General features: G+C 46.3%; 12 protein-coding genes. 9 read left to right on the top strand and 3 right to left on the bottom strand.

What is annotated here, in order from left to right:
* Positions 1-167 precede the first annotated feature (167 nt).
* Positions 168-644, top strand: a complete 477-nt coding sequence (locus ACHUFW_RS08830; RefSeq protein WP_394202311.1) for a nuclear transport factor 2 family protein — start codon at positions 168-170, stop codon at positions 642-644.
* Positions 645-659: 15 nt separating this feature from the next.
* Positions 660-2147, top strand: coding sequence for a glycerol kinase GlpK (gene glpK, locus ACHUFW_RS08825; protein ID WP_394202309.1), 1488 nt, complete (start codon positions 660-662; stop codon positions 2145-2147).
* A 63-nt stretch (positions 2148-2210) separates the two neighbouring features.
* Here the strand turns inward: glpK and ACHUFW_RS08820 are convergent, their stop codons facing one another.
* The 3 genes from ACHUFW_RS08820 to ACHUFW_RS08810 all read right to left on the bottom strand — a co-directional run bounded on the left by ACHUFW_RS08820 (position 2211) and on the right by ACHUFW_RS08810 (position 4280).
* Positions 2211-2501 carry a hypothetical protein gene (locus ACHUFW_RS08820; protein WP_394202307.1) on the bottom strand — a complete coding sequence of 97 codons (291 nt, stop codon included), beginning with the start codon at positions 2499-2501 and terminating at the stop codon, positions 2211-2213.
* Between the two features lie 76 nt (positions 2502-2577).
* Positions 2578-3591, bottom strand: a complete 1014-nt coding sequence (locus ACHUFW_RS08815; RefSeq protein WP_394202305.1) for a 2Fe-2S iron-sulfur cluster-binding protein — start codon at positions 3589-3591, stop codon at positions 2578-2580.
* Positions 3588-4280 carry a PepSY domain-containing protein gene (locus ACHUFW_RS08810; RefSeq protein WP_394202304.1) on the bottom strand — a complete coding sequence of 231 codons (693 nt, stop codon included), beginning with the start codon at positions 4278-4280 and terminating at the stop codon, positions 3588-3590. The genes ACHUFW_RS08815 and ACHUFW_RS08810 overlap by 4 nt, the downstream gene beginning before the upstream one ends.
* A gap of 398 nt (positions 4281-4678) precedes the next feature.
* Here ACHUFW_RS08810 and mraZ point away from each other — a divergent pair, with 398 nt between their 5' ends.
* The 7 genes from mraZ to mraY are packed head-to-tail and all read left to right on the top strand — an operon-like array spanning position 4679 to position 12122.
* Positions 4679-5137 carry a division/cell wall cluster transcriptional repressor MraZ gene (gene mraZ, locus ACHUFW_RS08805; RefSeq protein WP_394202302.1) on the top strand — a complete coding sequence of 153 codons (459 nt, stop codon included), beginning with the start codon at positions 4679-4681 and terminating at the stop codon, positions 5135-5137.
* Between the two features lie 37 nt (positions 5138-5174).
* Positions 5175-6116 carry a 16S rRNA (cytosine(1402)-N(4))-methyltransferase RsmH gene (gene rsmH / locus ACHUFW_RS08800; protein ID WP_394202300.1) on the top strand — a complete coding sequence of 314 codons (942 nt, stop codon included), beginning with the start codon at positions 5175-5177 and terminating at the stop codon, positions 6114-6116.
* A 49-nt stretch (positions 6117-6165) separates the two neighbouring features.
* On the top strand, positions 6166-6480 hold the full coding sequence (gene ftsL, locus ACHUFW_RS08795; RefSeq protein ID WP_394202298.1) for a cell division protein FtsL: 315 nt from the start codon (positions 6166-6168) through the stop codon (positions 6478-6480).
* A complete protein-coding gene (locus ACHUFW_RS08790) occupies positions 6477-8213 on the top strand; it encodes a peptidoglycan D,D-transpeptidase FtsI family protein (protein WP_394202297.1) in 1737 nt (578 codons plus the stop codon). The genes ftsL and ACHUFW_RS08790 overlap by 4 nt, the downstream gene beginning before the upstream one ends.
* The gene (gene murE / locus ACHUFW_RS08785; protein ID WP_394202295.1) at positions 8210-9676 is read left to right on the top strand and encodes a UDP-N-acetylmuramoyl-L-alanyl-D-glutamate--2,6-diaminopimelate ligase; all 1467 of its coding nucleotides are present in this window, start codon (positions 8210-8212) and stop codon (positions 9674-9676) included. Before ACHUFW_RS08790 ends, murE begins: the two co-directional genes overlap by 4 nt.
* A complete protein-coding gene (locus ACHUFW_RS08780; protein ID WP_394202294.1) occupies positions 9673-11040 on the top strand; it encodes a UDP-N-acetylmuramoyl-tripeptide--D-alanyl-D-alanine ligase in 1368 nt (455 codons plus the stop codon). Before murE ends, ACHUFW_RS08780 begins: the two co-directional genes overlap by 4 nt.
* On the top strand, positions 11040-12122 hold the full coding sequence (mraY, locus tag ACHUFW_RS08775) for a phospho-N-acetylmuramoyl-pentapeptide-transferase (RefSeq protein ID WP_394202293.1): 1083 nt from the start codon (positions 11040-11042) through the stop codon (positions 12120-12122). The genes ACHUFW_RS08780 and mraY overlap by 1 nt, the downstream gene beginning before the upstream one ends.
* The last annotated feature ends 5 nt before the right edge of the window (positions 12123-12127 follow it).

Raw genomic sequence — 12127 nt, 5'->3', positions numbered from 1 at the left:
CGTTAGTCACGAGGTGTTTTTTTATGTTTAACAAATAATCTAGTGGCGTGCGGAACTTAGAGGGCTTATATTCATCATAATTGAGTAACATCCCATCATTTTTTTCTACATTTTTACTGGCGAAAGAATTGATGGCGTCAACTGTACACCACACAACGGGGTGAGAAATGAAGCTTTCTTGGATGATTGCCAGCTTGAGTCTACTGGCAGCGAGTGTATCGGCCAATGAGTCGGCTGAACAAACGGTACGCGCTTTTATCAACAGCTATAATCAGCACAGTGTTGAACAGATGCTTCAGTATACAACTGAGGATGTGCGCTGGATGAACATTACTGGTACCAAAGTCGTGACTGAAACGGGTAATCAGGCTGAATTTGCCGCTGCCATGGCGGACTATTTTGAAACACTGCAAGATGCCCATGCCGTTATTGTAGACCTATTAGTCTCGGGACCCTATGTGAGTACGGTTGAACAAGTAACTTGGCAACATGAAGGCGAGCAGCATAGCCAATGTGCGATTGGCAATTTCCGGGTCAGAAACGGCAAAATAGTTGATTTGTGGTACCTTCCCGCCCATGCTTGTGATGAAGTTGTCACCCCAGTTGAGCCGGAAATCGGTATGCCGCAACATACCCAACAATAGTCGGAGAAAGAGATTGTGAGTAAGCGATATGTCATCGCATTAGATCAAGGTACCACCAGTTCTCGTGCCATCGTGTTCGATCATGATGCCAATATTGTCGCGGTTTCCCAGCGCGAGTTTAGCCAAATCTATCCCAAAGCAGGTTGGGTTGAACATGATCCAATGGAGATTTGGTCATCCCAAAGCTCGACCATGATCGAAGCGTTAGCTCGAGCGGGTATTCGCAGCGATGAAGTGGCTGCTATCGGTATTACCAACCAGCGTGAAACGACCGTTGTGTGGGATAAACGCACCGGTAAGCCGATTTGTAATGCTATCGTTTGGCAGTGTCGTCGCAGTCAACCCATTTGTGAAACACTAAAACAGCAAGGTTGGGCTGATTATGTTAGTGAAAATACCGGCTTAGTATTGGACCCCTATTTTTCGGGGACTAAATTACGCTGGATTTTGGAAAACGTCGAAGGGGCGCGAGAAAAAGCGCAAGCTGGTGAGCTGTTGTTCGGCACGGTTGATACTTGGTTAGTGTGGAAGTTGACCGAAGGTCAAGTACACGTAACCGATCCGACTAACGCGTCTCGCACCATGTTGTATAACATTCATACTCACCAATGGGATCAAAAGTTGCTGGATGCTTTGGATATCCCTGCGTCGATGTTACCTAAAGTCGCGCCATCTTGTGGTATTTATGGCCGAACGCGAATTGCAGGTGAGGGCGGTGAGATCCCTATTGCTGGTATTGCTGGCGATCAACAAGCTTCTTTATTTGGCCAGTTGTGTATTGATGAAGGCATGGCTAAAAATACCTACGGGACGGGTTGTTTTCTGCTGATGAATACCGGTGAACAAGCGGTGAGATCGAAGCAGGGCTTATTGACCACGGTGGCGATTGGTGCCGACGGTGGTATCAATTATGCGCTTGAGGGCGCCGTGTTTATGGGTGGGGCAACTATTCAGTGGTTACGTGATGAACTCGGACTTATTCGTGATGCACAAGATACTGAGTATTTTGCCGAGAAAGTCGCAGATACTAACGGTGTCTACCTAGTGCCAGCTTTTGTGGGGCTAGGCGCGCCTTATTGGGATCCCAATGCCCGAGGAGCCTTAGTTGGTTTAACCCGTGGTGCCAACCGTAATCATATTATTCGTGCCGCTTTAGAAGCCATTGCCTATCAGAGCCGAGATCTATTGGATGCCATGAGCAAGGACAGTGGCGTTGAGCTTAAGCAGATTAAAGTCGATGGTGGCGCAGTGGCCAATGACTTCTTGATGCAGTTTCAAGCTGATATTACCGATGTGGAAGTGCTTCGCCCAACGGTGACAGAAACCACAGCAGTGGGTGCCGCTTTCTTGGCTGGTTTAGCGGTCGGTTTTTGGCAATCAACCGCTGAACTTAAGCGTAAAGCGGGTATTGATAAATCATTTACCCCGAAGATGGATGCACCAACAAGAGATGATTTATATGCCGGCTGGCAGCGAGCGGTAAATAACGTTATTGAGTCGTGATGAACGGGCCTGATAGCTTCTGAGTAACAGGCAGCCCGATAAAAAATAACGCTCTGTATGCGTTTATACATCGATATCAATACTGGGAAGGGGCTTTTTAGCCGCCTCTTGTTGTATTTGTTTCATTTCTGCATCGCGTGAGGCTTGACCGCGACGATCGCCACGCGATTCGCTGCGTCTATCTTGATCGTTTTTACGTCTTTCTAAATGCGGCGGCAATTGTGATTGAGGCGCCTCGTGGCTATCAGGTGAAATATTGACAGTTTCATCTGTTTGTTCAACCACGCGTTTTTTACGTAATTGCGTTTTTACTGGCTTTGCCAGCATGGAATATAACGCATCTAAGCCGACCATGACGATTTCCTGTTTACCCTTTTGATACCTTGTTACTTATTATATCGGCACTAAATGGTTAATATTTAGTCAGACTTTATGCTGATTTTACATAAGCACGCAGTTGGCTTTTGGTGGTTAGTGAAATATCGCCTGAGATACTTGCGTGTTGGCAAGCCAGTCTGATTCCCGCTGCAATTTGTTCAGCAGAAAGCTTATTGAGGTCAAATTCAGTCGCAGCCGGTGGATTGTGATGGATTTTCACTCGGCACATACCGCAGCTACCTCCGCCACCACACTGGGTAATAAGTCTTGGCTTCGGCGTATTGAGGTTATCAAGAATACTCCCTTTGCCAAGGTGAATATTGTCCAATGGCTTGTCTTGTAAATCGAGTAGCCTAAAGTGACTGGCACCTGGCTTAGGTTGGTGGCGCTGCCGCAGTTGGCTTATTAATGTAAAACTGCCGCTAATACCGAGTAAACAAGCGGCGAGTGCGAAAACTTTTATCACGATGTGATTAAAACTGAGGCCATTGTCAGGCAAGTAATCCATGAAATGCACCATTAATAACCATTGCTTGATGGTCGCGCGTCGATTGACGTGGGCTAATACTTGGCCATTATGACCATCAATAATGATACGGGTGTCATGGGCATCAGCAGTTTGCACTTGGTAAACAGGCGCACTGGTGCTGTACTTGTTTGCTAGATGGTTGGCCTGTGATAGCCCGCTAGTAATAGGTGCGCCAGAATAACTGTTGTTGGCAATGGCATAGAGTTGTTGGCTGGACAATGTAACTGGCGTTAAGGTATCAGCCCATAAGGTTATGGTTTGCGTGGGAGTGGTCAGTTGATAGCTTGGTCGAGTTAAAATATGTGATAGTGAAAGTTGCGATATCTGCCCGAGTCCCAGCTGTTCGATACGCTCAAGTGATGCGATGGCGATGGTATTATCGCGCACTAATGTCGATTTTTCTCGCATGATGTTGGCATCAAAGTAGTCACTATCGATGAGGTTGAGTGCCAACCCAGATAGGATCCACAGCAGCAATTGCAGACCAATGAATAACGCTAAGTAGCTATGCAGCTTTTTCCATTGAAATAGCTTCATCGTTTTGACTCCCTGACGGGGCGAAAACGGTTATAGGTAAGCAAAATACCTGTGAACGCCATTAAGCTTGCCAGTGAGGCTGCCAAGGTGAGTAGCCAATTATGAATATTTTCTCTGTGCTGGTAGTCCATAATATGCAGCATCCACATCACGTCAAACAGACGCCAATAGTCATGTCGCTTAGTCACAACCTCTGCGGTGGTGGCGCTGACATAGAGGCTGTCAGTGCCAAAGTTGATCTGCCATACAGGTAGCCAGCGCGGCGACAATTCGCTCGGTGGCTTATCTTCAATGTAATGGCTACTGAGCCACGCTTTCTGCCCAGCATAGGAGGATTTAGCAATAACCTCCGCCTCCGCTTGGGTTAATTTGGGTAGAATCTTGGCATCGCTCGCCGATACGATTAGCTGCTCGTTATCGAATGTCAGTTTATAGCGCGGGCCTAATGCGGTCATATACAACTGCAACTCACTATGGTCAGGGTAAAGTACAGCAAGCTCAGCCGGGTTGATGGTGATATCACTTATCGGCAAAGTGCTGGTTAAAGGTTGGGTCAATTGATTGCCCCTGATGTAATCAATATTCATTAATACCATATAGCAGCCAGACAGCAGCCAAATCATCATTTGTAACCCAATAAATAGGGCCAATAGACGATGTAATCGTCGGGCTTTTACGCTAAAGGTCATTGAGTCACCGCGAGAAAAAATGTTGTTAATAAAATGTTTTATTGGTTTAAGGGTACAGATGCGAGTAATTTACTCAAGGGTTAACGTATTTTAATCTTGCGTAATAACGGTGTTTTATCACTGCTTTTAGATGTTGTTAACGCCACCTTTTCATATGTTCAATCCACTTCAAGCCCTTCTATTGTCTGTTTTTTCAACTTTTTAGGGGAAAAGATCCACTTTGATCCCACTTTTAGGGATTTTTATCCACTTTAATAAATCGCCTTCCAACCCGCTTGGATACTGGTTTTTGATTAATTTGATTCCTTGACAAGGGTTGTCTTGTATCTCTAAACTTAGCAATAGTGGGAAATTGTGGATATTTGTGGATCTAACGACAAAAAATTGGATGGGCTAACGTGTTTCGTGGGGCAAGTGCTTTAAACCTTGATACTAAAGGACGGATCGCTATTCCGAAGCGATACCGAGAGCCGCTGCACGCCGATTTTAACAGCCAGTTAGTCATCACGGTAGATTTCCAAGCAGACTGTTTACTGCTGTATCCCTTAGCTTCGTGGCGTGAAGTTGAAGCCAAATTGTTGCGACTATCCGATACCCAGCCTTCTGAACGAGCAATGAAACGATTGCTTCTAGGGTATGCCCATGAATGTGAGTTGGACAAAAATGGCCGCTTATTGTTACCACCGCCATTACGGCAATATGCCAATTTGGACAAACACGCCATGCTGGTGGGCCAATTAAATAAGTTTGAATTGTGGGATGAGGCTGCTTGGCAGCAACAGATAGCTGCTAGCCGTGAAACAATTCAAAGTGACGCGTTTACCGAAAGTGAACGTTTAGCTGATTTTTCGCTGTAAATGCTGATTCAGCATATTAGATGAATAGAAGAGAGTAATGACGCAATCATTTGAACACTTATCGGTATTGTTAACCGAAACAGTTGATGGACTTAATATCCGTCCAGATGGCATCTACATTGATGGCACCTTTGGACGTGGTGGCCATTCGCGTCAAATTTTACAGCGCCTAGGTGATAAAGGGCGACTAATCGCCATTGACCGCGATCCACAAGCGATCAAAGCGGCAGAACAGTTTAGCGATGATGGCAGATTTTCTATCGTCCACGGTGGCTTTGGTCAATTAGCTGAATACGTGGCTGATTTACAGTTAAGTGGCAAAATTGATGGCATTTTATTTGATTTTGGCGTGTCGTCGCCGCAATTAGATGATGCCGAACGCGGTTTTAGTTTTTTGCGTGATGGTCCATTGGACATGCGCATGGACAATTCACAAGGTGAAACGGCGGCGCAGTGGTTAGCACGCGCAGAAATTGAAGATATGGCATGGGTTTTTAAGACCTATGGTGAAGAGAAAAACGCCCGTCATATCGCAAGATGTATTGCAGCAGATCGCGATAAAACCCCGTTTTTAAGGACGAAAGAGTTAGCCGATTTAATCGCCCGTATCAGTAAAAGTAAAGAGCGTAATAAGCACCCAGCCACTCGCGTCTTTCAGGCAATACGTATTTATATCAACAGTGAGCTTGAGCAGATTGATTCTGCGCTAGAAGGGGCACTAACGGCATTGGCACCACACGGTCGTTTGTCGGTGATTAGCTTCCATTCATTAGAAGATCGCATGGTGAAGCGTTTTATTCGCCGCCACAGTCAAGGTGAAAGTGTCCCCCATGGGTTGCCAATCACCGAGGCGGAGTTAAACAAAACGCGGTTGTTGAAAGGGATTGGTAAAGCGATTAAGCCATCGGCTGAAGAAATTGAGCAAAATCCTCGTTCCCGTAGTTCGGTATTACGGGTAGCGGAGCGATTAGCGAACTAGCGCTTTTCGTTAATACAAGTGGGTATGGACAAGCATAAAGGAGGGCTGCATGAGTACACCAAAGCTAAATCTCACTCGCATAGTGCTGCTCGACTTGTGGCATCACAAATGGATTTTGTTATTAGCTGCTGTGGTGATGATTAATGGTGTTGGTGTGGTTTATACCAGCCATGTTGCTCGAAACTATACCAGTCAATGGGACCAGCTATTACAAGAGCGCGATAAGTTAGATATTGAGTGGCGCAATTTGCTACTCGAAGAACAATCACAATCCGAGCATAGTCGAATTACTCGGATTGCAACCAAAGAATTACAAATGAGTCGACCACTTCCAAACGAAGAAGTGGTGGTAAGAATACAATGACGAAGCAGGCGAAGCGCAAGCAGAAACCACAACTGATCCAATGGCGGCTATACGTCGTGGTTGCGTTCGTGTGCGCTTTGTTTACAGGCTTAGTGTGCCGTGCGGCTTATATTCAAATTGTTGAACCAGAAAAGCTCCGCCATGAAAGTGATATGCGTACGTTGCGTACCACTAGCCGTGAGGTGCAGCGCGGCCTTATTACTGATCGTAACGGTGAAATGCTGGCAGTGAGTGTGCCTGTTAAAGCGGTGTATGCAGACCCCATGGTGGTATATCGCGATGATGGCTTTAAGGATATGCGCCGCTGGCAAGCATTGGCAGATGTACTGCATGAGCCTAAAGATAAGATCCTTAATCGGGTGCAATCTAATCCTGAGCGACGCTTTACCTATTTGAAACGTCAAGTCACCCCTGCGGTTGCAGATTATATTAAGCAATTACGCTTGCCTGGTATTTATTTAAAGGATGAGTCGCGCCGGTACTACCCAACGAGTGAAATTTCTGCCCAATTAGTTGGTATCACTAACATTGATGATATGGGTATTGAAGGGATCGAAAATACCTACAATAGTTGGTTAACGGGTACAGCCAGTAAGCAGAAAGTCAGAAAATCTCGCGACGGCCATGTTGTTGAACGTTTAGACATAGTTCAAGAGGGGGAAAGCCCCAATGATTTGGTATTAAGTATTGATCAGCGTATTCAACAGTTGGCATATCGAGAGTTATTGAAAACTACTCAAATCAATCAGGCCACTTCTGCATCGATTGTGGTAATTGATGTTCATACCGGTGAAGTGTTGGCGATGGCCAATACGCCTTCATATAACCCTAATTCCCGTGAAAATCTACAAAGCTATCGTATGCGTAACCGCGCTATTACCGATACTTTTGAGCCTGGTTCTACGATTAAGCCATTTGTGGTCGCTGCGGCATTGGAAGCTGGCACCGTTGAAGCTGATGAATATATTCCAACTTCACCGGGCTGGATGCGCATCGGTGGTCGTCAGGTGCGCGACTCAAGAAACTATGGCGATATGTCGCTGGGTAAAATTCTGGTCAAATCAAGTAACGTCGGCATCAGTAAATTGGCCTTGTCGATGCCAGTGCAGCAGCTTTTAGGTACTTATGCTTCTATGGGGCTTGGTAATTATTCGGGCATTGAATTGACGGGCGAAAGCGCCGGTATCGTCTCAGGTCGTAATCGCTGGTCTGAGTTTGAACGGGCGACATTATCTTTCGGCTATGGTTTGACGGCGACGACCCTACAGTTAGCCAGAATGTACGCCACCTTGGGCAGTGAGGGTGTGTTGTATCCGGTCTCTATTTTAAAGCTAAAACAGCAACCACAAGGTGAACAAGTTATTTCTCCAGAAGTGGCACGAAATGTCATGAAGATGCTGGTGGGAGTGACAGAAAAAGGCGGAACCGCGCGTAAAGCGCATATTCCAGGCTATCCAGTTGCGGGTAAAACCGGTACGTCAAGAAAAGCTGTCGCTGGTGGATACGGTGAAGATTACGTGGCGTTATTTGCTGGTGTTGCGCCAGTACATAATCCGCAATTAGCCATTGCAGTGGTAGTGAATGAGCCTAAAGGTGATCGCTACTACGGCGGCGATGTCGCTGCGCCGGTTTTTGCCAAGGTGATGTCTGGTGCGTTGCAGATGCTGAATGTGGAGCCCATTTCTACCACTGAAAAAGTCCGCTTAGCGGCCACAACAAGGAGCAGCGAATGATGTTAGTGAGCGATTTGCTAGCCCCTTGGTTTCATTATGCCGGGGCTGAGACTTTTAGCAATATTACTATTGATAGTCGCGCTATAACCGCAGGCGACCTGTTTATTGCAGTACCAGGTTATCAAGTTGATGGTAGAGACTATATTCAGTCAGCAATGGACAATGGCGCGATTGCAATATTACGCCACACTGATCAGCCAGAAGAGCATGGCAAAGTTAGCCGAGACAATGGGTTACAAATTTATTTTTTCCAGCTTAATCGTCAGCTTTCTGCACTGGCATCTCAAGCATACCCATTACCTCAAGCTCGTTTACATCTTGTTGGGGTGACGGGCACCAATGGCAAGACCTCAGTGACACAAATCATTGCTCAGTTGTCTTTAGCACTGCAAGCTAACCCCGCAGTGATGGGCACATTAGGCAACGGCTTATGGGGACAGTTAATTGACAGCGGCAACACGACTGCTGATGCCATTACTGTGATGCAGCAGTTGCAGTCATTTCAACATCAGGGCGCTGATATATGCGCCATGGAAGTGTCTAGCCATGGTCTTGTTCAAGGGCGAATCGCCGCAGTACCGTTTGATGTCGCTGTTTTTACCAATTTAAGTCGAGATCATCTCGACTTTCACGGCACCATGCAAAGTTATGCTGATGCCAAGCAAAGCCTTTTTCAGTTTAATTCGTTGCAATATGGCGTTGTTAACTTAGACGATGCAACCGGTTCAAACTGGTTTGATGCAGCATTAGATAAACTTCATGGCTTTTCGATTAAGGCCGACCCTCGTGCGACCATTTATGCCTGTGATGTTCATGCTCATGCCCGAGGAGTCACTGCTGAGATTGTTTGGCCACAGGGGCGAGCGACATTAGCATCACCGCTACTTGGTGATTTTAATTTAAGTAATTTGTTGGCGGCGATTAGTGCACTTTATTTTTGTGGTTACCCTATGCAAAACCTCATTGAGGCAGCCTCAACGCTGAAACCTGTTGCAGGCAGAATGGAGCGTTTTACCACTTCTGAGGATGTCACTTTGGTGGTGGATTATGCCCATACTCCCGATGCGATTGCCCATGCATTGCAGGCCCTTCGCGGCCATTGCCATGGCAAGCTTTGGTGCGTATTTGGCTGTGGTGGCGATAGAGATAAAGGCAAGCGGCCCTTAATGGCACAAGCTGCTGAGCAGTTTGCAGACAAGCTAGTGGTAACTAGCGATAACGCACGCAGTGAAAACCCTCGTTTAATTATTGATGACATTCTCGCCGGGCTATCTCAACCTGCAAACGCCATTACTGAAATCGAACGTGAGCAAGCAATAAGGCAAACAGTGAAGCAAGCACAACCAGGTGACATTATTTTGTTGGCGGGTAAGGGCCATGAAACGTATCAAGAGATCGCTGGTGTGAAACGCCATTATGATGAGCGTGCGTTAGCCGCTGAATTAGCGGGGACTGCAGTATGATTCCGATGACATTGTCTGAATTAACGGCCAGATTGGGTGCGCAATTAATTGGTGAAGATACCACTATAGATAGTTTGTCCAGCGATAGCCGAGTGATGGAGCATCGCACATTATTTGTGGCGCTTATCGGTGAGCGTTTCGATGGCCATGATTTTGCAAATGTTGCCGTTGAAAATGGCGCAGTGGCTTTGTTGGTTAGCAAAGCATTGCCTGTGGACGTTCCGCAATTGCTAGTTACCGACACCCAAAAAGCCATGGGTGAGATAGGCTCTGTTGTTAAAGCTAGAGTGGCACCTATTAGCGTTGCTTTGACGGGGTCAAATGGCAAAACCAGCGTGAAAGAGATGGTGGCGACTATTTTGTCGCAGCAGCACAAGGTGCTTTATACCGCTGGCAACTTCAATAACGAAATTGGTGTGCCGCTAACCCTGTTAAGGTTACAGCCGCAACATGAATTTGGCGTATTCGAATTAGGTGCCAATCATATTGGTGAGATTGATTATACGTCCTCGCTGGTTCGCCCAAATGTCGCGCTGGTGAATAATGTCGCTTCTGCCCACCTTGAAGGCTTTGGTTCATTAGATGGTGTGGCACAAGCAAAATCGGAGATTTTCAATCATCTGCAACCAGATGGTACTGCGATTATTAATGCCGATGATGACTATGCCGAATTTATGCGACAAGCCGCCGCTAACTATAAACAATTGAGTTATTCCATAGTGGGAAGTGCAGACCTTGTCGCTAAGCAATTACAACATGATAGTCAGGGGCGTTATCAGTTTCAGCTGATCTATTTAGGGCAAAGTTATCCCGTGGTGCTGCCATTATCCGGTAAACATCAAGTGCACAATGCGCTTGCAGCCAGCGCTATCTGTTTAGCGCTCGGTATTTCAGTCGAACAAATTGTAAGCGGTTTGAGTTCTTTACAACCCGTCAAAGGGCGAATGACGCCTAAGGTGTTGGGAAGACTGACAATTATTGATGATAGCTACAATGCCAACCCTGCTTCAGTTGGCGCAGCGATTGACTGGCTTCAAGAAATTGAGGCAAATCGGTGTTTAGTGCTGGGCGATCTCGGTGAATTAGGCGACAATGCGGCCCTTTTGCACGGTCAACTGGGTGAAATGGCAAAAGCCAAAGGCATTGATATGCTGTTTTGCCTCGGTGAGCTAAGTCGTCATAGCGCAGAGGCTTTTGGTGGTGTTCACCATAGTGATTTTAACCAGTTAATTGCCGAGCTAGTCGAATACATAAATGGGTTATCGGGCAAGGTAACCATATTAGTCAAAGGTTCACGAAGCGCCAAAATGGAGCGAGTAGTTGAAGCTTTAGTAAACGCTTTTGAGCGCAGGGAGTTGTTGTAATGCTGGTTTACCTGGCGGAATACCTAACCCAATTTTATTCTGGGTTTAACGTCTTTTCCTATTTAACATTTCGAGCCATTTTAGGGCTATTAACCGCACTTATGTTTAGTTTGTGGTGGGGGCCTAAAATGATTGAGCGATTGCAACTACTGCAAATTGGTCAAGTTGTTCGTAACGATGGCCCAGAGTCACACTTTAGTAAACGTGGCACGCCGACGATGGGTGGGTTACTTATTTTAGCTGGGATCTTTATTAGCGTGCTGCTTTGGGGCGATCTTGGCAGCCGCTATGTTTGGGTAATGCTGTTTGTGTTAGCCGCTTTTGGTTTGATTGGCTTTATCGACGATTATCGCAAAGTGGTACGTAAAGACACTAAAGGTTTGATCGCTCGTTGGAAGTACATCTTGCAATCATTGGCAGCACTGGCAATTGCATTTTACTTATATGCTTCAGCTCAGCATGCCGGTGAAACCCAGTTAGTTGTGCCGTTTTTAAAGGATGTCATGCCTCAGCTTGGTGCCTTTTATATTGTATTGGCCTATTTCACTATTGTTGGTTCGAGTAATGCGGTGAACCTAACCGATGGACTTGATGGTCTGGCGGTGATGCCAACAGTTATGGTTGCGGCAGCATTTGCGCTTATTGCTTACTTGTCAGGGCATGCGCAGTTCTCGAATTATTTGCATATCCCTTATCTGCCTGGTGCCGGTGAGCTAGTGATTGTGTGCACTGCCATTGTTGGTGCAGGCTTAGGCTTTTTGTGGTTTAACACCTATCCCGCACAAGTGTTTATGGGCGATGTCGGCTCGTTGTCATTAGGGGCTGCACTTGGTGCGATGGCGGTGCTCGTCCGCCAAGAGATTTTGTTGGTCATCATGGGCGGTGTGTTTGTAATGGAAACAGTGTCCGTTATTTTGCAAGTCGGCTCATACAAATTACGCGGCCAACGCATCTTTAGAATGGCGCCAATTCATCACCACTATGAGTTAAAAGGCTGGCCAGAGCCGCGGGTAATTGTGCGATTCTGGATTATCTCTTTGTTCCTTGTATTGCTTGGCCTAGCCACGCTGAAGTTAAGGTAATTATT

This window comes from Shewanella waksmanii (assembly GCF_043643685.1).
Lineage (GTDB): Bacteria > Pseudomonadota > Gammaproteobacteria > Enterobacterales > Shewanellaceae > Shewanella > Shewanella waksmanii_A.
This window is presented reverse-complemented; position numbering and strand designations above follow the sequence as displayed.

Coding starts and splice junctions, on each gene's coding strand:
- ftsL (WP_394202298.1), top strand. CDS start 6,166: ATGAGTACACCAAAGCTAAATCTCACTCGCATAGTGCTGCTCGACTTG.
- ACHUFW_RS08830 (WP_394202311.1), top strand. CDS start 168: ATGAAGCTTTCTTGGATGATTGCCAGCTTGAGTCTACTGGCAGCGAGT.
- ACHUFW_RS08820 (WP_394202307.1), bottom strand. CDS start 2,501: ATGGTCGGCTTAGATGCGTTATATTCCATGCTGGCAAAGCCAGTAAAA.
- ACHUFW_RS08810 (WP_394202304.1), bottom strand. CDS start 4,280: ATGACCTTTAGCGTAAAAGCCCGACGATTACATCGTCTATTGGCCCTA.
- rsmH (WP_394202300.1), top strand. CDS start 5,175: ATGACGCAATCATTTGAACACTTATCGGTATTGTTAACCGAAACAGTT.
- ACHUFW_RS08790 (WP_394202297.1), top strand. CDS start 6,477: ATGACGAAGCAGGCGAAGCGCAAGCAGAAACCACAACTGATCCAATGG.
- ACHUFW_RS08780 (WP_394202294.1), top strand. CDS start 9,673: ATGATTCCGATGACATTGTCTGAATTAACGGCCAGATTGGGTGCGCAA.
- ACHUFW_RS08815 (WP_394202305.1), bottom strand. CDS start 3,591: ATGAAGCTATTTCAATGGAAAAAGCTGCATAGCTACTTAGCGTTATTC.
- murE (WP_394202295.1), top strand. CDS start 8,210: ATGATGTTAGTGAGCGATTTGCTAGCCCCTTGGTTTCATTATGCCGGG.
- mraY (WP_394202293.1), top strand. CDS start 11,040: ATGCTGGTTTACCTGGCGGAATACCTAACCCAATTTTATTCTGGGTTT.